The following is a 23,477-nucleotide window of genomic DNA, read 5'->3' as shown; positions in this document are numbered from 1 at the left end:
GTTCAGCCGAGCCGGGTGAGGGGAGCGATCGGCTGGCCGCGCTGATAGGCGTCGGCCGGCATCATCGCCCGCCCCGGGCGTTGCAGGCGCAGCAGACGCAGGGCGGTGGGTCGCCCGTCTGCATCCGTGCCGCAGGCGACGGTCAGCCGGGCATCGAGCACGGTACCGGCAGGCTGCAGGGTCTCGACGGGCGCGATTTCGGCATCGCCGATCTTGAGCACGGTGCCGTCGAGCCGGGTCTGGGTGCCGGGCCACGGATCGTAGGCGCGGATCTGGCGCAGGATCGAGGCGGCGTCGTTTGTCCAGTCGATGATGCCGTCCTCGCGCCTGAGCAGCTTCGCGTAAGTCACGCCGTCGGCCGGCTGGACGACCGGCGGCGGCGGATCGGCGAGCACACGCAGGATCAGCGGCGCGGAGAGGGTGGCGAGCTGATCGTGCAGGATCGCGCCGGTGGTCGCCGGCGTGATCGGCACCGTCTCGGCGGCCAGCATCGGGCCGGTGTCGAGCCCGGCCTCCATCTGCATGATCGTCACGCCGCTCTCGGCGTCGCCGGCGCGGATCGCGGCCGCGATCGGCGAGGCGCCGCGCCAGCGCGGCAGCAGCGAGGCATGGATGTTGAGACAGCCGAGCCTGGGCGCGGCCAGCATCGCGCGTGGCAGGATCTGGCCATAGGCGGCGACCACGGCGACGTCGAGCCCGAGTTCGGCGAACGCCGCCTGCACGTCCGCATCGCCGCGCAGGCGCTCAGGGGTGCGCACCGCGAGGCCCAACTCCTCGGCGACGCACTGCACCGGGCAGCGCCGCTCCGTCTGGCCGCGGCCGGCCGGACGCGGCGGCTGGCAGTAGACGGCGGCGATCTCGTGCCCCGCCCCATGCAGCGCACGCAGGGCCGGCACGGCGAAGTCCGGGGTGCCGAGATAGGCGAGGCGCACCGGCTCAGCGCCCCTTGAGGTTCTTGGCGAGCTTGCGCATCAGCATGTTGCGCTTGAGCGCGGAGAGATGATCGACGAACAGCACCCCGTCCAGATGGTCGATCTCGTGCTGGAGGCACACGCCGAGCAGCCCGTCGGCCGACAGGGTCTGCGCAGCACCCTGCTCGTCGAGATAGCGTACGGTGACGTGCTCGGGACGCGTGATTTCGGCATAGATGTCGGGGATCGACAGGCAGCCTTCCTCGTGGACGGCGAGGCTCTCGCTCCGGGCGACGATCTCGGGATTGATCAGCGTGATGGGCCGGCGCTCGTCGCCGTCCGCCACATCGACGATGGCGAAGCGCCGGGACTGGCCGATCTGCGGCGCGGCGAGGCCGATGCCGGGGGCCTTGTACATGGTGGCATACATCGCCGGCAGCAGGGCGCGGATGGCGTCGAGCTCGCCCGGGGCGACGGAACGGGCCCTGGCACGCAGGGTGGGGTGCGGCGCGATCAGGATTTCCAGCAGCTCGGCGTCGGTCGGTTCGGTTTCGGACATGCCCGGTGATGTAGCGACAACGGTCCTGCGCGCAAGCCCGAGCCTTGCCGCGGCGTGTCATTCTGCCCATATAGGAGGGGTCGGAATGCCGTTTCGGGTTCCGTTCGGTCTCGCTCGATGATGGGGAGGCATGGAGGGAAGATGTCGACGCGACTGTTCACGTCGCCGCTGTTTCTGGGCTTCGACCATCTCGAGCAGATGATCGAACGAGCGTCCAAGAGCGCCGGTGACGGCTATCCACCCTACAATATCGAGCAACTCAGCGCGACCGGGTTGCGGATCACCCTCGCGGTGGCCGGTTTCTCGATGACCGAGCTGCAGATCACGCAGGAGGACAACCAGCTCGTGATCCGCGGCCGTCAGAGCGACGATGCCGCTTCCGGACGGGTGTTCCTGCATCGCGGCATCGCCGCACGGCAGTTCCAGCGGGCCTTCGTGCTGGCGGAGAACATCGAGGTCGGCCATGCCTGGCTCGACAGCGGGCTGCTGCATATCGACCTGCACCGTCCGCAGCCGGAGGTGAGGGTCAAGCATATCGAGATCGGCCAGCGCCCGCTGGCGACGCCGCCGGCGCGGCGCACGCGCGGCCTGGTGGTACACTCGACGCCTGCCGAGGCAGGCGTGGTCGAGCTCGGCACGTTGGAGGAGGGGAAGTGATGGGGCTGCGCAACCAGACGGTGATCGACGTGCGCCACCTCACTCCGCACGAGTTGCAGGGGTTGGGCGTCTCTCAGCTCGCCTACGTCAAGTCGGTGCATGTCGAGGGCGAGGCGGCGTTCGCCATCCACGCCGCGGACGGCACCCCGATGGCGCTCGCCGAAACCGAGGATCTGGCGATTGCCGCGATCCAGGAGAATGAGATGGTCCCCGCCCGCGTCCACTGATCCTCCATTCAGGGCTGCGTCCGAAGCGGCGATCTGACGCGTCTCGCCTGTGCTTCGGTGCTCACGGCCCCCCGGGCCGCTCCGCTCGGATGCTCGGCGAGACACGCCATCTCACCACTTCGGACACAGCCCTGAACGGAGCCTCGTGCCTTCCGGGTTTGGCCCGATGAAGCGTCGTCGTGTGCTGGTAGGTCAGCGGCGTCGCGTCAGCGCCGTGGGATGGCCGCCAGCGCGCGACGACCCTAGTTGAGGGTGGCGCCGGGGTCGATCCAGCCGATGTGACCGTCGCCGCGGCGGTAGACGACGTTGATTTCGGTGCTCGAGCTGTTGCGGAACATCAGCACCGACTGGGCGGTCAGGTCCATGCGCATCACCGCCTCGCTGACGGTGAGCGTGGCGATTTCGGCCGGCATCTCGGCGATCACTGTGGCGAACGGACCGGTACTGCCGTTCAGCCCGGTGCTCGAGGCGGGCAGGTCGGGTGCGGCGGCGGGTTCGTCCTGCTGGAGGACGTACTGGCGGCCGATTTCCGGACGGCGCTCGCGGGCGAGGTCGCGGGCATGGTCGCTGACCCGGCGGCGATAGCGGCGCAGGCGTTTGGCGATGTGCTCGGCGGCGTCATCGAAGGCGCCGTGCGCATCCGAGGCCTCGCCCTCGCCACGCATCAGCAGGCCACGCCCGGCATGCACGTTGATGTCGCAGGTGAAGAAGCTGCGCGCCCTCGAGAACGTCACGTTGGCCTCGATGGCATGATCGAAATACTTGTCGGCGATCTGGTTGAGATGACGCTGGACGCGCTCGCGCAGGGCCTCGCTCAGGTCGAGCTGCTTGCCGGCGACTGTAATCTGCATCTTCGACACTCCTGTCCGATCGGACCTCGTGGAGTGCGCCTGATCCGTCACCCGGACGGGAATGCCGCGAACACTGACGCCGGGCGGCGGGATCACGACGCGCCTAGGAGACGCCTAGGAAACGAGGGCCTTGATCCGCCTGCGCTGCACCGAACTGGGGATGCGCAACGCGTCACGGTATTTGGCCACGGTTCTGCGCGCGATGTCCACGCCCTCCTTGCGCAAAATCTCCACGATCGCGTCGTCGGACAGGATGTCGTCAGGAGGCTCACCATCCACCAGCGTGCGGATACGCTCGCGCACGGAGGCCGCGGAGTGGCTTTCGCCGTCCCCGGTCGCGGCGATCGCGGTGGTGAAGAAGAACTTCAACTCGAACAGGCCGCGTGGGGTGGCGATGTATTTGCCCGATGTGACCCGGCTGACGGTGCTCTCGTGCAGCTCCACTTCCTCGGCGATGTCGCGCAGGATGAGCGGGCGCAGCCGCGAGATGCCGTGGGCGAGGAACGCTTCCTGACGGCGCATGATCTCGGCGGCGACCTTGAGTACGGTCTGGCTGCGCTGGGCGAGCGAACGCACCAGCCATTGCGCCTGGGCGAGCTGGTCGGCGAGAAAGGCCCTCTGCTCCCGGGTGGCGCGGACCGCGATCTGCGCATACCAGCCCTCGCGCACCAGCAGGCGTGGCAGCGTGTCCGGGTTCATCTCCACCACCAGCGAGCCGTCCGGCAGTCGCCGCATCAGCACATCCGCCTGCACGACCTGCGCCGGCGCGTCCGACCAGTCCGCGCCGGGCTTGGGATCGAGGCGGCGGATCTCGGCCAGCATGTCTGCCAGATCCTCCGCATCCACCCCGCATAGACCCATCAGTCGGCGCATGTCGCGCGCGGCCAGCAGGTCGAGATGGTCGAGCAGGGTCGACATCGCCGGGTCGAGCCGGCGGCGCTCTGCAAGCTGCACCGCGAGGCAGGTGCGCAGGTCGGGGGCCAGCACGCCGACCGGGTCGAAACGCATCAGCTTCGCACGCACCGCCGCCACCTGCGCGAGCGGGGTGCCAAGGGCGGTCGCGAACTCCTCATCCGTCACGCTCACCCGCCCCGACGGCTCGAGCTGGGCGATGATCTGCGCGCCGATCAGCCGTTCCACCCGGTCGTGGATGTTAAGCCGGAGCTGGGCGGCGAGATGCTCGCGCAGTGGCGGGCGGCTTTCGGCGAGACTGTCGATCCAGTCCTCCTCGGGGGCCGCGCCGGCCGGGCCGGAAAACGCGGTCTCGCCGCCGGCGCCGCCATAGCCGTCGCTCATCGCCTCGCCGGGCGCGGTCTCGCCGAAGAAATCGACCTCCGACCCGTCCAGCGGGGCGGCGTTGCGTTCGGGCAGGGCGCCGGACTCCACCTGGGTGGCGATGTCCCCGCTCCCGGCGGCGGTGGCGCGATCGCGTTCCGTCCCAGGAAGTTCGGCCTCGAAACCGCCCTCGTCGTCGCGCTCGTCGCGGTCGAGCAGCGGGTTGCTTTCCAGCGCCTCCTCGACGAAGGCGGCGACCTCCAGATGCGAGTATTGCAGCAGCTTGATCGCCTGACGCAGTTGCGGCGTCATGACGAGGTTCTGGGTCTGCCGGAACTCGAGCCTGGGTGCGATCGACATCGGTGCGCCAGTATCGCCGCGAAGCGGGCGTGCTGCCAGCCCGGCTATTTCAGGGCGGCAACCGCATCGCGGAAGGCCCGGGCGAACCGCGCATCGTCCACACCCTCCACGTAGTCCACCGCGCGGACGCCGGCGTCGCGCGGGGCATAGTCCTTCTGCCACAGTCTGGTGCGGCCATAGAACATGCCTTCGGTGGTGCTGACGTCCATGTAGAGCGACTGCGTCTTGGTGATCAGGGTCGGGTCGGCGACGATCGCGGCCGCCATCTCGTCCCATAGCGGCATCGGGTCATAGAAGCGCGCCATGTAGGTGGTCAGCGGCGAGGGGTGTGCGGTGGCGATGGCGGCGACATCGTCCCTGCTCAGCATCACATGGCCGGAGACACCGGCGATGACAGTGATCTTCGGCCAGTTCTGGGTCAGCACGATATGCGCTGCCTCCGGATCGAAGACCATGTTGAAGTCGTCGGAAAACGACGGGTTGCCGTTGACCGAGACGAGGTTGCTGTCCACCAGACCGCCCACCATCACGAAGTCCTTCGCCAGCGAGGCGAACTCGGGATCGATGCGCGCGGCAAGCGCGAGGTTGGTCAATGGCCCGGCGGCCAGGATCGTCACCTGATGCGGGTGCGCATGCACCATGCGGATCAGAAACATCGCCGCCGGCTCCGGATCGGCGGCGAATGTCGGCGTGCCATCCGCCATCGCGCCCACCGGCGGCTGCACCATGGCCGCATCGGTGATCGGCCCATGCCGTCCCCACGCACCCTTCCAGGGCATCTCCCCATAGAGGATCTGATGCGCGCGCACCCGCGCAGGAGAATTGAGCAGCGGATAGACCGCCCCGTCATGCACCGGCACGTCGGTGTGCCCGATCAGTTCCAGCAGCCGCCGCAGATGCGCCGACGACGCGTTTTCCCAGCCATCGCCGGTGACCACGGTGAAGCCGAGCACCTTGACCGAAGGCGAGGCGAGCAGCGGGATCACCGACTGGATGTTGGTCCCGCCGGGTCCGTTGAAGTCGTTGTCGAGAATGACCAGCGAGGGTGCGGGCGCCGCCCTCGCGGCAAGACAGCCACCGATGAGCGCTGCGAGACAGGCGAGGACGCGGCGTGGCCGCATGAGCGGAACTCCCGTTACGTTGCGAGAACGCTCAGGTTCCGGTCGCCACTGCCCGGCGTCAACGGGCGATTACAGCGAGAAGTTCTCGCCCAGATACACCCGTCGGACATCCTCGTTGGCGACCACCGCGTCGGGGGTGCCTTCCATCAGCACCTGGCCGCCATGCAGGATGTAGGCGCGGTCGATGATCTCCAGCGTCTCGCGCACGTTGTGGTCGGTGATCAGCACGCCGATGCCGCGGTCCTTGAGGTGGCTGACGAGGTCGCGGATCTCGCCGACCGCGATCGGGTCGATGCCGGCCAGCGGCTCGTCGAGCAGCACGTAATGCGGCTGGCTGGCCAGCGCGCGGGCGATCTCGAGGCGGCGGCGTTCGCCACCCGAAAGGGCGAGCGAGGGCGAGCGGCGCAGATGCGAGATGCCGAACTCGCCGAGCAGCTCGTCGAGCATCGCCTCGCGGGTATCGGCGTCGGGTTCGACCACCTCCAGCGCCGCCATGATGTTCTGCTCGACGTTGAGACCGCGGAAGATCGACGCCTCCTGCGGCAGGTAGCCCACGCCCATGCGGGCGCGGCGATACATCGGCAGGTCGGTGATGTCCGCACCGTTGAGGGTGATCGAGCCGGTGTCGGGACGGACCAGACCGACGATCATGTAGAAGGTGGTGGTCTTGCCGGCTCCGTTCGGGCCGAGCAGGCCGACCGCCTCGCCGCGGCGCACGCCGATCGAGACGTCGTTGACCACGGCGCGACGCTTGTAGGTCTTGCAGACATTGTGCGCGCGCAGGCCGGCTTCCGGCTCGTATTCGTGAAGCGCCGCCCGCGCGGGCGCGTCGTTCTCGTCGGTCATCGCGTGGTGGCTCACTTGCTGCGCCCCTTGCCGGCAGGGGCCGCGCCATTGCTGATGCCCTGGCCGCCGCCGGTATTGTCGTTGGGCACCACGAGCCCCTCGACCCGGCCGCCGGGGGCCTGGGTCATGGTGGCGATGCCTGTCTTCATGTTGATCACCGCCGCCGCGCCGTTGAGCTGATTCTGGCCGCGGGTGATGTGGACGTTGCCGGCGATGCGGGCGACCGAGCTGGCGGGGGTGTAGACGCCCTTGTCGCCGGTGATGGTCTCGGTGGCGGTGCGCACCACCACATGGCCGAACGCATCGGCGCGGCGCAGCTTGCCGGAACTGGCGAGCGGGTCCTGCCCTTGGGTGTTCGGATCGGCAGGGGTCTTCGCCGGCTGCTTCTGGTCGGGCGCGTCGCTGTAGCCGACCAGCACGTCGGCGGAGATGCGTCGCCCGTCCGACGTGGTGACGGAAGCGTCGCCGCGGCCGACCGACATGCGGGTGTTCGGGTAGTATTCCATCGAATCCCGCGCCGTCATCAGGTCCTGAGGGGTGATCAGGCGCAGGTCGTGGCCGGTCATGATCATGACGGCGCGGTCCATATCGTAGATCGCATGGTCGCCGAAGGCCTGGTCGGTGGCGGTGAAGATATGCACATGGCCGATCGCCTCGAGACGGTAGATCTCGTTGGATCCGGCATCGTCGCCACCCGGATTGTCGCTGATATGGGTGGCGGGTGTGGCCAGCGGCGCGGTGCCGGGCAGGCCGCCGCTGGCGATGCCGCCCGGCGAGGCCGGGTTGGGCGAGGCGGGCGAGGGCGAGGCCGGACCGGGCGCGGGCTGGAGCTGCGTCTTGACCGCGGCTTGTGGCTGGCCGGGCGCGGACGTTGCCGGCAGCGCGCCCATCATCGCGCCGGTGGCGGCCTCCTTGGTCGGATGCGTGCCAGCCGGGCCGGCGGCTTCGGGTTTCTTGCGATAGTAGGCGCGCAGCAGGTCTGCGGTGACGGTGACGTTGCCGCGGGTCGCCTGCGCCTGGTTGAAGAAGGTGACGGTCTGCGCGTGCTGGTCGAGTTGCATGCCGCCGGCCGACGACACGGTGATCTGTCCGCCATGCGAGAGGTCGATCTGCTGGGCGCGGGCGCACCGGACGGGGGCGAGGGCCACCCATCCGGTCGCGACCAGCGCGAGGGCGACAGGAGATCGGGACAGGATCATCGGTGGTGCGGTCCGGCTCTGCGATGGGCATGGCCGTGCGCATGGGTTGCGTGCGGCGTGTGGTGGGATGCTTGTGTCGGATTGCGTGCCGCAGGGATAGTCCCGGAGCCGGCACGGGTGCCGGTCGCCGCGCGGGGGGCGGCATCCGGTGCCGCATCCGATGCCTGGGCGACATGGTCGTTGTTGAGCACCAGGCGCGCCGGACCGGCGAACTGCGCCACACCGGCATTCTGCGCCAGCATGTAGCCTTGTGCATCGAGCACGCCGAATGGGCCGTCGGCGTGGATCCAGTCCTGCGAGGCAATGACGTCGCCACGCAGGTCGACGACGGTGTCGGGGGAATTGGCGATCACGCCGTCGTCGCGATACAGCGTGACGTTGCCTGTCAAAGCCAGGAGATTGCTGTCCTGCATATACGTGCCGCGATCGGCGTGCAGCAGGACCCAGCCGGTGCCGCTGCTCATGTCCATCACCGGTGCGTCGAGATCGATGCGGTTCTGACCCATCTGCCGGGCGGAATGGGCGGTGATGGTGTAGGGGCGGTCATGGCTGTCGATGCCGCTGTAGTGCGGCGACAGCATGCGGCCGCTGTCGCGTCGCACGGCGGCCACGTCGCGGGCGGTCTCCGAGGCGAGGGTGAGCTGGCGGTTGATTTCCGGCCAGACCGCGATCGCTCCCAGCAGCAGCAGCGCGACCGCCGGCAGGCCGAACTTGCCGTAGCGCAGCAGCATGCGTCGGCGTGCCAGGTCGCCGGGGGCCGGGGCGGCGCGCAGCCGAGACATCGCGTCGCGCCGGTCGGCGAGGCCGAGGCGACGGCGGGCGATGTCGGCATCGCGTTCACCGCCGGGGTTGGGGGGACCGGAGATCTGGTTCATGCCACGCCCGCCCGCAGCAGGTCGTGGATATGCAGGATGCCGACCGGCCGACGGGCATCGTCGAGCACGAACAGCGAGGTGATCGGCCGGCGTCCCGCACCGTCGTCGCCCATGCGGGTGCGCCCGTCGTTCATCTGCCGCAATGCCTCGACGGCCAGCGTGTCGGCGGTGGTGGTGCGCGGGGCCGTGTTCATCACCGCAGCGCAGTCCAGCGTGCGCAGGTCGCGGTCGAGCGCCCGGCGCAGGTCGCCATCGGTGATCAGCCCGGCCAGGCGGCCTTCGCCATCGAGCACGCCGAGGCAGCCGAACGCCTTGCGGGTCATGATGACCACCGCGTCGGGCAGCGTCATCGAGGCATGGCCGAGCGGCAGAGCCTCGCCGGCGTGCATCAGCTCGCCGACCCGTTTCAGCCCCGCGCCGAGCCGGCCGCCCGGATGCAGCACGCCGAAATCGTTGGCGGTGAAGCCCCGGCGCCGCAGCAGGGCGACGGCGAGCGCGTCGCCGAGCATCATCTGCATCGTCGTCGAGGTGGTGGGCGCGGCGGTGATCGGGCAGGCTTCGGCCGCCGGTGGCAGGGCGAGCACGATGTCGGCGGCGCGGGCGAGGGTGGAGTCGGGGCGCGAGGTGATCGCCAGCAGCGGAATGGCGAAGCGGCGCGTATGGCCGACCAGATCGGCAAGCTCCGCGGTCTCGCCCGAATTCGACAGCGCGATCACGGCATCGCCCTGCAACACCATGCCGAGATCGCCATGCGAGGCCTCGGACGGATGCACGAAACTGGCCGGGGTGCCGGTGGAGGCCAGCGTGGCCTGCACCTTGCGCGCGACATGGCCCGACTTGCCGATGCCGGAGGTGATCACCCGGCCGGGCAGGGCGGCGATGATGTCGACGGCGCGGATGAAGGCGGCGGCCAGTGGCGAGGCGACCGGTCCGGCCGACAATGCGGCGCGCAGTGCTGCGATGCCGGTGGACTGGGCGTCGATCACGTCGAGGGCCACGGCGAGATCGGCCGAGCGGCCCGGCGCGGCTGCGCCATGCACAGGCAGCGCGGCTGCGCCATGCACAGACGGCGCGGCTGCGCCAGTCATGGACGACGCGCCGCCGCCGCCATCGGGGCTGAATCGGGTGGAACTCATGGCGCGCAGACTAGGCCCGTGCCCCGCCAGGCGCAAAGCGGGCGATCAATGGGCAAAGATGTCGGGCAGGTCGTAACCGAGCCGGTCGAGCCGCGCGCGGGCCGGCATGAAGTCGAAACAGGACTGGGCGAGGTCGAGCCGGCCCTCACGGATGAGCAGGCCCTCGAGCCGCGCCCACAGCGCATGAAGGTGCAGCACGTCCGAGGCGGCATAGGCGAGCTGTTCGGGGGTGAGGTCGGCCGCGCCCCAGTCGGAGGTCTGCTGCTGCTTGCTGATCTCGACACCGAGCAGGTCGCGGCACAGCTCGCGCAGGCCCTGGCGCTCGGTATAGGTGCGGGTCAGCTTGGCGGCGATCTTGGTGCAGCGGATCGGGGCGACCGTGATGCCGAGGCTGGCCTGCAGCAGGCCCACGTCGAAGCGGGCGAAATGAAACAGCTTCACCGTGCCGGGATCGGCCAGCAGACGCTTGAGATTCGGGCAGTCGGTGCCGCCATGTGCGGCGGGGATGATCTGCACCAGATGGGCGGTGCCGTCGCCCGAGGAGAGCTGCACCAAGCAGAGCCGGTCGCGGTTCGGGTTCAGCCCCATGGCCTCGGTGTCGACCGCCACCACGGGAGCGAATTCGATGCCGTCCGGCAGGTCGTTGCGATGCAGATGGATGGTCACGATGCCGCCGGCTCGGGGAACGAACAGGGTGGTGCTCATACCCCCGCGCCCGTCCGCCGCGTTCTGTAAGCTGGTGCCCAGGAGAAGACTCGAACTTCCACGACCTTTCGGCCACAGGTACCTGAAACCTGCGCGTCTACCAATTCCGCCACCTGGGCTGAGGGGCAACCCGGCAACCAGAAGCCGCCGGGGTGGTGGGGCGGCGATGTAACCGGCGCGGACGTGGTCGTCAATGCCCCCCGCACGCAAATTCTGCTAGGCAACGCAGATGGCCCGTCATGCGATGGGTCGATGGATGCAAAGGAGCACGGGATCGATGGCGCGGGACGTGGCGACGGTTTTCGGTGGCAGCGGCTTCATCGGCCGGCATGTCGTCCAGCGTCTGGCGGGGTCGGGCTATACCGTGCGCGTCGCCGGGCGCGACACCGCGCTGGCCGCGCGGCTGCGGCCGATGGGCCGGGTCGGGCAGGTGGTGCCGGTCTATGGCGCGTTTGGCGACGACGCCTCGCTGGCCGAATGCGTCGCCGGCGCGAGGGTGGTGGTCAATCTGGTCGGTATCCTCGCCGAGCGTCGGCGCGGCGATTTCGACCGCATCCATCATCGCGCCGCTGGACGGATCGCCGAGCTGGCCGCCGCCTCGGGCACCGAACGGCTGGTGCAGGTCTCGGCGATCGGCGCCGACCCGGCCAGTCCCAGCCGCTACGGGCGCAGCAAGGCGGCCGGCGAGCGCGCCGTGACGGCGGCGTTTCCCCCCGCCGCCATCGTACGGCCGTCGATCGTGTTCGGGCCGGGCGACGATTTCTTCAACCGTTTCGCCTCGATGGCGCGGCTGCTGCCGGTGATGCCGGTGGTGTCCGGCGCGACGCGGCTGGCGCCGGTCTATGTGGGCGACGTGGCCGATGCCATCGCCGAGCTGACCGCGCCCGGTCATCCGCCGGGGATCTGGGAGCTGGGCGGACCGGAGGTGCTGACGATGCGCGAGCTGCTGGGCTGGATCGTGCGACAGACCGGGCGCTCGCGGCCGCTGGTCGGCGTGCCGGCGGCGGTGGCGAAATTCCAGGCGGCGGTGCTCGGCCTGCTGCCCAACCCTCCGCTGACCTCCGACCAGCTTGCGATGCTGTCGCGCGACAATGTCCCCACCGCGGGCGCTCCCGGCCTGGCGGCGCTGGGCATCACGCCCACCCCGATCGAAGCTGTGGTGCCACGCTACCTGGAGCGGTTCCGCAAGCCCGGCACACAGGTGCAGGTGCCGGTCTGACGTCTGATAGGTCCGAAACGGACCTTTCTGAGGGCTGCAGATGCGACGCTTGCATAACTGCTCCTCGCAAATGCCGCCGCATAAGTCAGTACTGCTGTCTTTTATAAAAAAGACGTTTTGTTTAGGGTCATAATGTTGCCACGATAGCCAGACGGGAGAAGGAAACCGACGATGACGGACCGCATGCTGCAATTCGTCTCGCGGCCGCAGCGCCAGCCGCCGAAACGCGGCGTGGCGGATCGTCGGGCCGATTTCGGGGAGATCTACCGCGACTTCGCCCTGCCGGAGGCGGAGGCGCAGGCCTCGCGCTGCAGCCAGTGCGGCATCCCGTTCTGCTCGGTGCATTGCCCGCTCGGCAACAACATCCCCGACTGGCTGAAGCTCGCCGCCGAGGGGCGCTTGCAGGAGGCCTATGAGGTCAGCTCGGCGACCAACAATTTTCCCGAGATCTGCGGCCGCATCTGCCCGCAGGACCGGCTCTGCGAGGGCAACTGCGTCATCGAGAAGGGATTCGAGAGCGTCACCATCGGCGCCGTCGAGCGCTTCATTACCGACAATGCCTGGGACGAGGGGTGGGTGAAGCCGATCGCCCCGGTCGCCGAGCGGCCGGAGAGCGTCGGCATCATCGGCGCCGGCCCCGGCGGCCTGGCGGCCGCGGAGCAGCTCCGCAAGCAGGGCTTCCAGGTGCATGTCTATGACCGCTACGACCGCGTCGGCGGCCTGTTGATCTACGGCATCCCGGGATTCAAGCTGGAGAAGTCGATCGTGCTGCGCCGGCGCGAGCATCTCGAGGCGAGCGGCATCACCTTCCATCTCGGGCGCCCGGTGGTGGGCGGCATGGTCGACGACGAGACCGGTATCGGCTTTGCAGCCCTGCGCGCGCGCCATGACGCGCTGCTGATCGCGACCGGCGTGTATGCCGCACGCGACATCGGCGGCCCGGGCAGCGGGCTGGACGGTATCGTGCCAGCGCTGGATTACCTGACCGCGTCCAACCGCGCCAATCTGGGCGACGAGGTGGCCGCCCATGCCGATGGCAGTCTCAACGCGGCCGGACTGGACGTGGTAGTGCTCGGCGGCGGCGACACCGCGATGGACTGCGTGCGCACCGCGATCCGCCAGGGCGCGAAATCGGTCAAATGCCTCTATCGCCGCGACCGGCTCAACATGCCCGGCTCGCTGCGCGAGGTGAAGAACGCCGAGGAAGAGGGTGTCGAGTTCGTCTGGCTGGCGCAACCTGAGGCTTTCGTCGGCGATGACAGCGCCGGCGGACGGGTCAGCGGCGTGCGCGCCTTGCAGATGCGCCTGGGCATGCGTGATGCCACCGGCCGCCAGGCGGTGGAGCCGGTCGAGAACGGCCATTTCACGGTTCCCGCGCAGCTCGTCATCAAGGCGTTCGGCTTTGATCCCGAGGCACTGCCCCAGCTGTGGGACGAGCCGGGACTGGAGGTCAGCCGCTGGGGCACGCTCAAGGTGGACCGCAGCACGACGATGACCTCGCTGCCCGGCGTGTTCGCGGCCGGCGACATCGTGCGCGGCGCGTCGCTGGTGGTGTGGGCGATCCGCGACGGGCGCGATTCGGCGGCGAAAATCATCGATTTCATCAACGGACAGGCGATGTCGGCCGGCCAGGCCAATGCCATGCTGGTGGCGGAGTGAGCGCGATGGACGGGACCAATCACGACATGTCGGCAGAAAGCGGGGCGGCGTTCGTCTCCGGCTGGTCCGACAATGCACGGCGCCTGGCCGGGCTCTACCACCCCGAGGACGAGCACGACTCCTGTGGCGTCGGCTGCATCGTCGCGCTCGACGGCACGCCGCGCCGCGATGTGGTCGAGGCCGGCATCGCGGCACTCAAGGCGGTCTGGCACCGCGGCGCCGTCGATGCCGACGGCAAGACCGGCGACGGTGCGGGCATCCATGTCGAGATCCCGCAGGATTTCTTCGCCGATGCGATCACCGCCACTGGCGACGTCACCGACGGCCGGCAGATCGCGGTCGGCATGGTGTTCATGCCCAAGACCGATCTCTCTGCGCAGGAGCGCTGCCGGCAGATCGTCGAGACCGAGATCCTCGCCTTCGGCTATGCGATCTATGGCTGGCGTCAGGTGCCGATCGACACCCGCGTGATCGGCGAGAAGGCCAACGCCACCCGGCCCGAGATCGAGCAGATCATGATCCGCAACGCGCTGGGCCGCAACGAGGCCGAGTTCGAGCGCGACCTCTACATCATCCGCCGTCGCATCGAGAAGCAGGCGATCGCCAGCCAGCTTGGCGAGCTCTACATCTGCTCGCTGTCATGCCGGTCGCTGGTCTACAAGGGCATGTTCCTTGCCGAGCACCTGACGGATTTCTATCCCGACCTGCGCGACGCGCGCTTCGTCAGCCGCTTCGCGATCTATCACCAGCGCTACTCGACCAACACCTTCCCGACCTGGAAGCTCGCGCAGCCGTTCCGCCGCGTGGCGCATAACGGCGAGATCAATACCATCTCCGGCAACACCAACTGGATGAAGAGCCACGAGACGCGGCTCGCCGATCCGGGGCTCGATGCGCATATCGAGGACATCAAGCCGGTGGTGCAGGCGGGCAATTCCGACACCGCCTCGCTCGACAACGTCTTCGAGCTGCTCACCATCGCCGGGCGCGATGCGCCGATGGCCAAGGCGCTGCTGGTGCCCGGCTGCGTGGCACATGACGACGAGGCCAGGGTGCCGGGCGAGCACCGCGCGCATGACGACCTCTTCCGCTACTGCAACGCGGTGATGGAGCCGTGGGACGGGCCGGCGGCGATCTGTGCGACCGATGGCGAATGGGTCGTGGCCGGGCTCGACCGCAACGGGCTGCGCCCGCTGCGCTATACGCGCACCCGCGAGGGCCTGCTGATCGTCGGCTCCGAGACCGGCATGGTGAAGGTGATGGAAGCCGACATTGCCGAGCGTGGGCGGCTTGGCCCGGGGCAGATGATCGCCGTGCGCCTGTCGGATGGGCGTTTCTACGAGCACAACGCGGTGCTCGACATGCTGTGTTCGCGACATGAGTTCGGTGCGTGGGTGAAGAACATCCGCCGCATCGACGGCGTGGTGCATGCAGGCGCCGCGCAGCCGGCGCTGTATGGCGCCGAGGAACTGCGCCGCCGCCAGCTCGCCGCCGGCATCACGCTGGAGGAGCTCGAGGCGATCCTGCACCCGATGGTCGAGACCGCGCAGGAGGCGATCGGCAGCATGGGTGACGACACGCCGCTCGCGGTGCTGTCGGCACATTATCGCGGCCTGCATCACTATTTCCGCCAGGCATTCAGCCAGGTCACCAACCCGCCGATCGACAGCCTGCGCGAAACCCGGGTGATGAGTCTGAAGACCCGGCTGGGCAATCTCGGCAACATCCTCGCCGAAAGCGCCGAGCAGTGTGACCTGCTGCAGCTCGACAGCCCGCTGCTGTCGAATGCCGGCTATCAGGCCTTACGCGATTTCGTCGGCGACGAGGCCTGCACGATCGATTGCACCTTCGCCGTCGCCGAGGGCGCGATCGGCCTGCGCCAGGCGCTCGACCGCATCCGTCGCGAGGCGGAGGAGCGGGTGCGCGAAGGCTGCACGCATGTCTTCCTCACCGACGAGGCGCAGGATCGCACGCGTGCCGCGGTGCCGATGATCCTGGCGACGGCCGCGGTGCACACGCATCTGGTACGCACCTCGCTGCGCACCTTCACATCGCTCAACGTGCGTGTCGCCGACTGCATGGATGTGCATGCGATCGCGGTTGCGATCGGGGTGGGCGCCACCACCGTCAATCCCTATCTTGCCGAGGAATGCATCGCCGACCGGCATCGTCGCGGCCTGTTCGGCGATCTCTCGCTCGCCGCTGCCGTCAAGCGCTATGCCAAGGCGATCGACAAGGGCCTGCTCAAGACGATGTCCAAGATGGGCATCTCGGTCGTCGCCTCCTATCGCGGCGGCTACAATTTCGAGGCGATCGGCCTCTCGCGCGCGCTGGTGGCGGAATTCTTCCCCGGTATGCAGTCGCGCATCTCCGGCATCGGGCTGACCGGCCTCGCCCGCAACGTGCTCGAACGGCACGCGAAGGCCTGGGATCATGCGGTGGTGACCCTGCCGGTCGGCGGCTTCTATAAGATGCGCCGCTCGGGCGAGACGCACGCTTTCGACGGATCGCTGATTCACACGCTGCAGGTTGCGTGTGCGACCGACAGCTTCACCGTCTATCGCCGCTATGCCGAGGCCGTGCGCCGGCAGCCGCCCGTGGCACTCCGCGACCTGCTCGGCTTCCGCTCCAAGCGCAAGCCGATCCCGGTGGAAGACGTCGAGAGCATCACCGAGATCCGCAAGCGCCTGCTGGCCCCCGGCATCTCGCTCGGCGCGCTCAGCCCAGAGGCGCACGAGACGCTGTCGATCGCGATGAACCGCATCGGTGCGCGCTCTGACTCAGGCGAGGGTGGCGAAGATCCGGCCCGTGCGCGTCCCCGCGCCAATGGCGACAACGCCTCCTCGGCAATCAAGCAGATCGCATCGGGTCGCTTCGGCGTCACCGCGCAGTATCTCAACGACTGTCGCGAGATCGAGATCAAGGTCGCGCAAGGGGCCAAGCCCGGCGAAGGCGGCCAGCTTCCGGGCTTCAAGGTGACCGAGCTGATCGCGCGCCTGCGTCATGCGACGCCCGGGGTGACGCTGATCAGCCCGCCGCCGCATCACGACATCTATTCGATCGAGGATCTTGCGCAGCTCATCTACGATCTCAAGCAGATCAATCCGGATGCGACGGTCTGTGTGAAGCTCGTCGCGCGCGCAGGCATCGGCACCATTGCCGCAGGTGTGGCCAAGGCCAAGGCCGATGCGATCCTGATCTCCGGTCATTCGGGCGGCACCGGCGCGAGCCCGCAGAGCTCGGTCAAGTATGCCGGCGGTCCGTGGGAGATGGGGTTGGCCGAGACGCATCAGGTGCTGATGCTCAACCGTCTGCGCCATCGCATCAAGCTGCGCACCGACGGTGGCCTCAAGACCGGTCGCGACGTGGTGATCGCGGCGATGCTGGGCGCGGAGGAATACGGCATCGGCACCGCCTCGCTGGTGGCGATGGGCTGCATCATGGTGCGCCAGTGCCATTCCAACACCTGCCCCGTCGGCGTGTGCACTCAGGACGACGCGCTGCGCGCCAAGTTCGAAGGCACGCCCGAGAAGGTCATCAACCTGTTCTCGTTCATCGCCGAGGACGTGCGCAACATCCTCGCCGAGCTGGGCTATGCGAAGCTCGACGACATCATCGGTCGCACCGACCTGCTCTATCAGGTCAGCCGCGGTGCGGACTATCTCGACGATCTCGATCTCAACCCGCTGCTCGCCCAGGCCGATCCCGGACCCTATGCCCGCTACTGCACCCGCGAGGGCCGCAACGAGGTGCCGGACACGCTGGACGCGCAGATGGTGATCGATGCGAAGCCGCTGTTCGAGCACGGCGAGAAGATGCAGCTGCACTACAACGTGCAGAACACGCATCGTGCCATCGGCACGCGGCTGAGCAGCAAGATCGTGCGCCGCTTCGGCATGACCACGCTCGCACCAGGCCACATCACGGTGCGCCTGCGCGGCTCCGCCGGCCAGTCGCTCGGCGCCTTCGCCGTACGCGGCCTCAAGCTCGAGGTGATCGGCGACGCCAACGACTATGTCGGCAAGGGACTGTCGGGGGCGACCATCGTGGTGCGCCAGGCGCCATCCTCGACGCTGGTGAGCAACGAGAACGCGATCATCGGCAACACCGTGCTCTATGGGGCGACCAGCGGCGAGCTCTATGCCGCAGGTCAGGCCGGCGAGCGCTTCGCGGTGCGCAACTCCGGTGCGACAGCTGTGGTCGAGGGCTGCGGATCGAATGGCTGCGAATACATGACCGGCGGCGTCGTCGCGATCCTCGGTGAGATCGGCGAGAATTTCGGCGCCGGTTTCACCGGTGGCATGGCCTTCGTCTACGATCCGGAAGACAGGTTCTCCACCCTGGCAAATGCCGAGACCATCGGCTGGTCACGCGTGACGCCGGGGCGCTGGGAGGAAAAGCTGCGCGGCCTGGTCGAGACGCATGCGCGCGAGACCTCTTCCAAATATGCGGCCCTGCTGCTGCATGAATGGGAACGCGTTCTGCCGCGCTTCTGGCATGTGGTGCCGAAGGAATTCGCCCGCTTCCTCGAGGATCAGGGCGGTGCGTCGCAGACGCGGATTTCGGCGTAGCTCTTCTTTTTCTGAAGAAAAAGAATCAAAAAGACGTCTGGAATTTTCGGGTGGGTTCGGTGGGGTCTGTCACCCATCGAACCGCCTGAAAGAACTCGTCGTTGACTGTGTCTGGAATGGTCAGATGGCGTGAGGCTTTCGAGCATCGCAGCGGAGCGGCCTTGATGGCCGTGAGCAGCGAAGCGGAGAAAACGCGCGCCAGATGGCCGTTCCAGACACAGTCAACACACAGGAGGGTCGAGGCTGGTGAGCTCGGGCGTCTCATAGGCGCGCAGGCTGACAAGATGGCGTTCGGCGTCGGTGCGATAGAGGTCACGGGCGATGCCGCTGACCAGTCGGGCGACGCCGTATTTCATGCCGCTGATCGACGCGCCCGACAGACCCATGCTCGGCGTGGCGCCAAAGGTGAAATTGTGGATGTCGGCCAGCTCCGGCGCCGCTCCCGCATCGCGCTCGACGAACTGGAACGCGTCGCCGAGATAGGGATAGGTGCCGAGCAGGGCATGTTCCGAGCCGGGTTCGGGCGTGTAGCGGTCGCGCCACAGGGCGATCTGCCCGGCGAAGCGGGCGGTCTCGGGGCGCTGCGCGAAATCGACCTCGAAACCGGTGCCGACGATGAGGAAGTCGAATGCCAACTCGCCCTCCGGCAGGGTGGCGATGACCTCGTTGCCCTGCATGCGGATGTCGAGGAACGGCGCACCGGTGCGGAAGGAGAAATTGGTGTGCCTGCGGCAGCGCCAGAACGTGTCCTGCGGCGGCGGCTGGTTGAGATCGAAGATGTGGCGCATGAACTCCCAGCGCAGCCGATCCGGCAACTCGGCGTGGTGGCCGAGGAATCCGGCCTGTTCCATCCAGCGATAGGGGTTGACGCTCGGAATCACCCGGCGACGCAGACACAGCGTGACCGAACCAGCGCCGCCCTCCAGCGCGGTGGCGGCATTGTCGAACGCCGAGGCGCCGGCGCCCAGCACCGCGATGCGCGCGCCGCGCAGGCGCTCGAAATCGATCTCGGCCGCGGTATGTGCATAACGGTCTTCGGGCAGGGCCTGCGAGATCGAAGCGGGGATCTGCCATCTTCCGCTGCCGGCGATACCGGTCGCCAGCACGACCTTGCGCGTGTAGTGGGTTTGCGGGCCGTCGGGGCCCAGCACGGACAGCCTGAGGATGCGGTCGCCCGTATCGTCGGTCGCCGGCTCGATATCGACCACCTCGCTGTGGTTCTGCACCGGCAGCGACAGCACCGCGCGGAACCAGCGCAGGTAGTCCTGCCAGTCATGACGCGAGATCTTGTCGAGCGTCTCCCATGCCTCCGCCCCGTAGCGCGCCTCGAACCACGATTGCGGCGTGAGGGACGGGATGCCGCCATCGGGTCCGGTGACATGCTTGGGCGTGCGCAGGGTGAGCATGCGCGCGAAGGTCACCCATGGACCCTCCAGCCCCGGCTCGCCGCGGTCGAAGATGCGGATGTTGACGATGCGCTCGCGCATCAGGCCGAACGCGGCGCCGAGTCCGCCCTGGCCGCCGCCGACGATGGCGACATCGAGCACCGGCGCACCGCCGGCCGTGCGCGGCGGCACCCAGAGCGGCGCGGGGTAGGCGACGCGCTCCAGATCCTGCCTGACCTGGGCTTCGAGAGCGGCGAGCGGTGAAAGGCGCGGGGCTTGCGGATCGACGACGTTCATGACTCGCAGCCTAGCGATCCATCTGCTGCATCGCCATATCGTTGGTGAGGAGCAGGGAGGAAAACATGTCGCTCACCGACAATCGCACCGCATCGCGCTACGAACTGCCGAGCGAGAACGGGCTCGGCTTCATCGACTACCGGCTGGACGAGGCGGCGGGGCGCATCGTGTTGATCCATGCCGAGGTGCCGGCGGCGGCGAAGGGCAGGGGGCTTGGTCGTGCGCTGGTGGCGGCCGTGCTCGACGACGTCCGCGCGCGCGGGCTCAAGGTGGTGCCGCGTTGCGGCTTCGTCGCCGCGGTGATGAATCGCGAGCCGGGCTGGCGCGATCTGCTCGCCTGAAAGGGGTCTAGCCGCGGCCGGCCCAGAGCCTGTCGTGCGCGGCCTCGAACTCGTCGCGCGATGCGGGCGACTCGATTGCCGAGACGGCCGAGCTGCGCAGTCGCGCGGCGTAGGCGATCGCCGCCGAACGGGCCACCGGCAGGTTGCGATGGATCGCGTCGAGCGTGCCGCTGGCGCGAAGCATCACCTCGATCATGCTGGCGCCGTCTCGCAGCAGCGGACGGAAGGCGTCCTCCATCATCTCGCCGATCACCGGCCGGGTAATATGCACCGCAGGACGCTGCGCGCGCTCGTCCTGGTCCGGCTCCTCGGCCGGCAGCAGCAGCAGCACGCGCAGCAGGGCATTCATCACCTCGATGGCCGTGCCGGGATCGTTGACCGCGGGTGAGAGGGCGCGGCTGGCGATCTCGCCAAGCGCGATCAGCCCCAGGCGCGGATCCTGGTCGAAACTGCGATGGCGCTCGATGCTGAACGCCGAGACGAGCCTGCCGCGCAGTTCGTCGTCGAGGTTCGGGCGGGTCGCATTGTCCTCGGCCATCGCATGCAGCAGCGGCCGCAGCGGGTCGACCATCACGCCCGGGGTCGCGACCACATGCAGGGTCAGCCCGTGCGAGTCGGCCAGCCTGCCCAGGAGCGAAAGGTCGACATGTGTGACATAGCCGGTGGTGTTGCCGCACACCCTCTCCGCCTGTGTGGGGATCGCCACCGCCGGCAGTCCGCCGATGCGCGCGTCCTCTGCAAAGCGGCGCATTGCCTCTGCCGCGGCGTGTTCGACGCGGTCGATCACGTCCGCCAGCCGCCCGAAGATGGTGATGTGGGCGATCCAGCGCAGCAGGGTGACCACAACGACGCCGACCAGCAGCACCGTGCCGGCGAACAGGATCACCCGCCCCTGTTCGCCATAGATGCCGGTCTGCAGGCCGATGATGCCGACCACCGAGAACACGAACGCGCCGAGGAACGTCGACAGTGCGTTCTGCGAGGTCGGGTCGTCGACCATCAGTTGTGTCGCGCGTGGTGTGGCGGTCTGTGTCGACGAGCTGTAGGCGGTGACCATCGCGTTGATCGAGAAGGTCGTTACGGCCAGCATGCTCGATGCCATGATCTCGAGGATCGAGTCGACGGCGTTCTGGCCAAGATTTCCCGCCACGCGGAACGGCACGAAGCGGGCGACCACCCCGGCAAGGGCCGCGACCAACACGCCGCACAGGCTGATCAGCGCGGCGCGGAACCAGACGCGCCGGACGATCCGCGAAACGATCCGCTGCCAGCGCGTCACCCGCACCCTCCCCACCCGTTGCGGGCTGTCAAACGCCCGCGGGTGACCGCCGGTTCGGCTATTTCAGCGGCGCGGCATCGGCACCCGCGCCGGCGGCGCCGGCCGGGATCACCGGCAGGATCAGCACCGAGGGGTGGGCATCGTCGTGATAGATGGTCTGCGTTGCCTTGATGCTCGCCGACGTGGTGCCGAACGGTGCGCCGGTATTGGGATTGGGTGCGAATTGCGGATAGTCGCTCGACGAGATCTCCAGCCGGATGCGATGGCCGGCGGCGAACAGGTTCGAGGTCGGCCAGACCTTGATCCGGTACAGGGTCACGGCGCCCGGCGTGACCGGCGACAGATGTTCGAGGCTGTCGCGCACCGCTGCGCGCTGGATGCCGTTGGCGACGTTGATCGCGGTGCCGTCGGGGAACACGTCCACCAGCTTGGCGGTAAAATCGGTGTCTTTCGCAGTGGTGGCGGCGTAGAGCTCGACCGTGATCGGGCCCGTCACGTCGATCGGTTCCGAGAGCGGATCGGTGCTGTAGACGAGGATGTCGCCGCGCTGTTCGAGGGCCGACTGGTCGAACTGGCCCTGGCTGCCGCTGAACCAGGCACAGCAGGAGTGACCGCCCAGGCTGGGCACCGGATTGGCCGGATCATAGACGAAGCTGTCGGTCTCGGCACTCAGCCGGGCCGGGTCCGCCGCCGCGCCGAACGCCACCTTGATCGGTGCAGGACGGCCCGGCGCGGTGGCGGGCGGGACATCGAGCAATGCACCGTCGCCCATCACCGAGTTCGCGCCCATCCGGCTGGCGAGATGGAAGGTGCGATACTGGGTGCCGGGGATCGGCCAGGCGGTGGCGGTGTGCCAGCGGTTCTCGCCCATGGTGAAGTAGTCCACCCGCGGGCCGGTGGCGATGCCATTGTCGATGCCCTTGAGGAAATGGTCGTACCAGCCGAGCATCAGCTCGTTCACCGGGCTGTTCGCCACCGGTCCGATCGCATGCAGACGCGGGCTGACCATCGAACCGGGCCGCCCCCAGGCGATGTGCTCCCACGGGCCGATGACGATCCGCTGGTTGTTGCGGGCGATCGGCGTGCCCCCCTGCGTCTGCACACCGTTGAAGTTCTCCAGCGCGCCGGTGATGAAGGAATCGTACCAGCCGTCGAACGCCAGCACCGGGACCTGCACCTTGGCATAGCGCGAGCGTATGTCGAACGCCCTCCAGTAGCCATCGCGCAGCGGATGCGCCACCGCATCGAAGAAGTAGGGCGCCACCGCCGCATCGCCGGGATGGAAGGCAGCCACCTTGTCGTAGGGCAGTTCGTGCATCATCAGCGACGGGTTTGATCCGTCCGTGTAGAGCTGCAGCGCCAGCGCCGCATCTCCGCGGTTGGCGGCCGCCGAGGAAGCGATGGTCTCGGCCATCCACGGCTCGATGAAGGCGAGGCGGAAGGCGCCGTCCTCGTAGGTCCAGCCATCGTAATAGTCCGATGCGGTGTTGGACGGCACGATCGCCTTCAGCGAGGGCGGCGAGGCGGTGGCGGCAAGCCATTGCGTCGCACCCACATAGGACGATCCATACATGCCGACGCGCCCGTCCGCACCCGGCAGTCTCGCCGCCCACTCGACCGTGTCGTAGCCGTCGTCGCGATCGTAGCGATATTCATAGAACCTGCCGGACGACTTGCCCTGCCCCCGGATGTCCTGGATCACCACGATATAGCAGTGCGAGGCGAACCAGTCCGGCGACTGGAAGCGCGAGGGCTGTACCTGGGCCTCGCTCTTGCCGTACTGGGTGCGCATCAGGATCACCGGTACCTTGGCATCGGTCTTCGGCGTATAGACGTCGGCGCGAAGAATGGTGCCGTCGCGCATGGTTGCCGGCACATCCTTCTGCACGCTCACCGCGCAGCTGCCGCGGCCCTCGGCTGGCGGCCAGGCGGCGTGGGCCGCTGAAGCGAGGCCGAAGGTCGCGCAGCCGAAGGCGGCGGACAGGGCGATATGGCGCATCGAAG

The 23,477-nt window shown here is 68.3% G+C and carries 19 protein-coding genes and 1 tRNA gene; 6 read left to right on the top strand and 14 right to left on the bottom strand.

What is annotated here, in order from left to right; translation table 11 throughout:
- Positions 1-2 precede the first annotated feature (2 nt).
- Together fmt and def are read right to left on the bottom strand one after the other, a co-directional pair.
- Entirely contained in the window at positions 3-932 is a 930-nt protein-coding gene (gene fmt, locus FHR90_RS03070) for a methionyl-tRNA formyltransferase (RefSeq protein WP_183274733.1), read from the bottom strand.
- 4 nt (positions 933-936) lie between these two features.
- Positions 937-1,470 (bottom strand): peptide deformylase, encoded by a 534-nt coding sequence (def, locus tag FHR90_RS03065; protein WP_176623753.1) that lies wholly within the window; start codon positions 1,468-1,470, stop codon positions 937-939.
- Between the two features lie 141 nt (positions 1,471-1,611).
- Between def and FHR90_RS03060 the strand changes: the two genes are divergently transcribed.
- Both FHR90_RS03060 and FHR90_RS03055 read left to right on the top strand, forming a co-directional pair.
- Positions 1,612-2,127, top strand: coding sequence for an Hsp20 family protein (locus FHR90_RS03060; protein ID WP_176623751.1), 516 nt, complete (start codon positions 1,612-1,614; stop codon positions 2,125-2,127).
- Positions 2,127-2,354 (top strand): DUF1150 family protein, encoded by a 228-nt coding sequence (locus FHR90_RS03055; protein WP_176623749.1) that lies wholly within the window; start codon positions 2,127-2,129, stop codon positions 2,352-2,354. The genes FHR90_RS03060 and FHR90_RS03055 overlap by 1 nt, the downstream gene beginning before the upstream one ends.
- Positions 2,355-2,596: 242 nt before the next feature.
- Here the strand turns inward: FHR90_RS03055 and hpf are convergent, their stop codons facing one another.
- From hpf to FHR90_RS03010, 9 genes are all read right to left on the bottom strand, one after another.
- Entirely contained in the window at positions 2,597-3,205 is a 609-nt protein-coding gene (gene hpf, locus FHR90_RS03050; RefSeq protein ID WP_176623747.1) for a ribosome hibernation-promoting factor, HPF/YfiA family, read from the bottom strand.
- A 114-nt stretch (positions 3,206-3,319) separates the two neighbouring features.
- Positions 3,320-4,840 carry an RNA polymerase factor sigma-54 gene (gene rpoN, locus FHR90_RS03045; protein ID WP_176623745.1) on the bottom strand — a complete coding sequence of 507 codons (1,521 nt, stop codon included), beginning with the start codon at positions 4,838-4,840 and terminating at the stop codon, positions 3,320-3,322.
- A 44-nt stretch (positions 4,841-4,884) separates the two neighbouring features.
- On the bottom strand, positions 4,885-5,961 hold the full coding sequence (locus FHR90_RS03040) for a nucleoside hydrolase (protein WP_176623743.1): 1,077 nt from the start codon (positions 5,959-5,961) through the stop codon (positions 4,885-4,887).
- 69 nt (positions 5,962-6,030) lie between these two features.
- On the bottom strand, positions 6,031-6,807 hold the full coding sequence (lptB, locus tag FHR90_RS03035; protein WP_176623741.1) for an LPS export ABC transporter ATP-binding protein: 777 nt from the start codon (positions 6,805-6,807) through the stop codon (positions 6,031-6,033).
- A gap of 11 nt (positions 6,808-6,818) precedes the next feature.
- Entirely contained in the window at positions 6,819-8,006 is a 1,188-nt protein-coding gene (locus FHR90_RS03030) for a hypothetical protein (protein ID WP_183274732.1), read from the bottom strand.
- Complete coding sequence (locus FHR90_RS03025; protein WP_183274731.1) at positions 8,003-8,881, bottom strand: LPS export ABC transporter periplasmic protein LptC; 879 nt, start codon at positions 8,879-8,881, stop codon at positions 8,003-8,005. Before FHR90_RS03025 ends, FHR90_RS03030 begins: the two co-directional genes overlap by 4 nt.
- Positions 8,878-9,969: a KpsF/GutQ family sugar-phosphate isomerase gene (locus FHR90_RS03020; RefSeq protein ID WP_183274730.1), complete on the bottom strand. Its 1,092-nt coding sequence runs from the start codon at positions 9,967-9,969 to the stop codon at positions 8,878-8,880. Before FHR90_RS03020 ends, FHR90_RS03025 begins: the two co-directional genes overlap by 4 nt.
- Before the next feature lie 93 nt (positions 9,970-10,062).
- On the bottom strand, positions 10,063-10,722 hold the full coding sequence (locus tag FHR90_RS03015) for a ribonuclease D (RefSeq protein ID WP_176621946.1): 660 nt from the start codon (positions 10,720-10,722) through the stop codon (positions 10,063-10,065).
- A gap of 32 nt (positions 10,723-10,754) precedes the next feature.
- Positions 10,755-10,841: transfer RNA gene (locus FHR90_RS03010), tRNA-Leu, on the bottom strand.
- Positions 10,842-10,999: 158 nt separating this feature from the next.
- On the opposite strand from FHR90_RS03010, the gene FHR90_RS03005 reads away from it, so the two are divergent.
- From FHR90_RS03005 to gltB, 3 genes are all read left to right on the top strand, one after another.
- The gene (locus FHR90_RS03005) at positions 11,000-11,941 is read left to right on the top strand and encodes a complex I NDUFA9 subunit family protein (RefSeq protein WP_176621947.1); all 942 of its coding nucleotides are present in this window, start codon (positions 11,000-11,002) and stop codon (positions 11,939-11,941) included.
- A gap of 171 nt (positions 11,942-12,112) precedes the next feature.
- Positions 12,113-13,600, top strand: a complete 1,488-nt coding sequence (locus FHR90_RS03000; protein ID WP_176621948.1) for an NAD(P)-dependent oxidoreductase — start codon at positions 12,113-12,115, stop codon at positions 13,598-13,600.
- A 26-nt stretch (positions 13,601-13,626) separates the two neighbouring features.
- Positions 13,627-18,171, top strand: a complete 4,545-nt coding sequence (gltB, locus tag FHR90_RS02995; RefSeq protein ID WP_176621954.1) for a glutamate synthase large subunit — start codon at positions 13,627-13,629, stop codon at positions 18,169-18,171.
- 221 nt (positions 18,172-18,392) lie between these two features.
- Here the strand turns inward: gltB and FHR90_RS02990 are convergent, their stop codons facing one another.
- Complete coding sequence (locus tag FHR90_RS02990) at positions 18,393-19,853, bottom strand: flavin-containing monooxygenase (RefSeq protein WP_176621949.1); 1,461 nt, start codon at positions 19,851-19,853, stop codon at positions 18,393-18,395.
- Between the two features lie 65 nt (positions 19,854-19,918).
- On the opposite strand from FHR90_RS02990, the gene FHR90_RS02985 reads away from it, so the two are divergent.
- On the top strand, positions 19,919-20,194 hold the full coding sequence (locus FHR90_RS02985) for a GNAT family N-acetyltransferase (protein WP_176621950.1): 276 nt from the start codon (positions 19,919-19,921) through the stop codon (positions 20,192-20,194).
- 7 nt (positions 20,195-20,201) lie between these two features.
- Here FHR90_RS02985 and FHR90_RS02980 read toward each other — a convergent pair whose 3' ends face one another.
- Together FHR90_RS02980 and FHR90_RS02975 are read right to left on the bottom strand one after the other, a co-directional pair.
- A complete protein-coding gene (locus tag FHR90_RS02980; RefSeq protein WP_176621951.1) occupies positions 20,202-21,473 on the bottom strand; it encodes a DUF2254 domain-containing protein in 1,272 nt (423 codons plus the stop codon).
- A gap of 58 nt (positions 21,474-21,531) precedes the next feature.
- Positions 21,532-23,472 (bottom strand): CocE/NonD family hydrolase, encoded by a 1,941-nt coding sequence (locus tag FHR90_RS02975; RefSeq protein WP_176621952.1) that lies wholly within the window; start codon positions 23,470-23,472, stop codon positions 21,532-21,534.
- Between the last annotated feature and the right edge of the window lie 5 nt (positions 23,473-23,477).

Source organism: Endobacter medicaginis (genome assembly GCF_014192375.1).
Taxonomy (GTDB): domain Bacteria; phylum Pseudomonadota; class Alphaproteobacteria; order Acetobacterales; family Acetobacteraceae; genus Endobacter; species Endobacter medicaginis.
Note: the sequence above shows the minus strand (reverse complement) of the source record. Positions and strands in the feature narration are given on the sequence as shown.

Bases quoted from the DNA above. Each gene is read 5' to 3' on its own strand.
- def (WP_176623753.1), bottom strand. From the start codon at position 1,470: ATGTCCGAAACCGAACCGACCGACGCCGAGCTGCTGGAAATCCTGATC.
- FHR90_RS03060 (WP_176623751.1), top strand. From the start codon at position 1,612: ATGTCGACGCGACTGTTCACGTCGCCGCTGTTTCTGGGCTTCGACCAT.
- FHR90_RS03055 (WP_176623749.1), top strand. From the start codon at position 2,127: ATGGGGCTGCGCAACCAGACGGTGATCGACGTGCGCCACCTCACTCCG.
- hpf (WP_176623747.1), bottom strand. From the start codon at position 3,205: ATGCAGATTACAGTCGCCGGCAAGCAGCTCGACCTGAGCGAGGCCCTG.
- rpoN (WP_176623745.1), bottom strand. From the start codon at position 4,840: ATGTCGATCGCACCCAGGCTCGAGTTCCGGCAGACCCAGAACCTCGTC.
- FHR90_RS03040 (WP_176623743.1), bottom strand. From the start codon at position 5,961: ATGCGGCCACGCCGCGTCCTCGCCTGTCTCGCAGCGCTCATCGGTGGC.
- lptB (WP_176623741.1), bottom strand. From the start codon at position 6,807: ATGACCGACGAGAACGACGCGCCCGCGCGGGCGGCGCTTCACGAATAC.
- FHR90_RS03030 (WP_183274732.1), bottom strand. From the start codon at position 8,006: ATGATCCTGTCCCGATCTCCTGTCGCCCTCGCGCTGGTCGCGACCGGA.
- FHR90_RS03025 (WP_183274731.1), bottom strand. From the start codon at position 8,881: ATGAACCAGATCTCCGGTCCCCCCAACCCCGGCGGTGAACGCGATGCC.
- FHR90_RS03020 (WP_183274730.1), bottom strand. From the start codon at position 9,969: ATGACTGGCGCAGCCGCGCCGTCTGTGCATGGCGCAGCCGCGCTGCCT.
- FHR90_RS03015 (WP_176621946.1), bottom strand. From the start codon at position 10,722: ATGAGCACCACCCTGTTCGTTCCCCGAGCCGGCGGCATCGTGACCATC.
- FHR90_RS03005 (WP_176621947.1), top strand. From the start codon at position 11,000: ATGGCGCGGGACGTGGCGACGGTTTTCGGTGGCAGCGGCTTCATCGGC.
- FHR90_RS03000 (WP_176621948.1), top strand. From the start codon at position 12,113: ATGACGGACCGCATGCTGCAATTCGTCTCGCGGCCGCAGCGCCAGCCG.
- gltB (WP_176621954.1), top strand. From the start codon at position 13,627: ATGTCGGCAGAAAGCGGGGCGGCGTTCGTCTCCGGCTGGTCCGACAAT.
- FHR90_RS02990 (WP_176621949.1), bottom strand. From the start codon at position 19,853: ATGAACGTCGTCGATCCGCAAGCCCCGCGCCTTTCACCGCTCGCCGCT.
- FHR90_RS02985 (WP_176621950.1), top strand. From the start codon at position 19,919: ATGTCGCTCACCGACAATCGCACCGCATCGCGCTACGAACTGCCGAGC.
- FHR90_RS02975 (WP_176621952.1), bottom strand. From the start codon at position 23,472: ATGCGCCATATCGCCCTGTCCGCCGCCTTCGGCTGCGCGACCTTCGGC.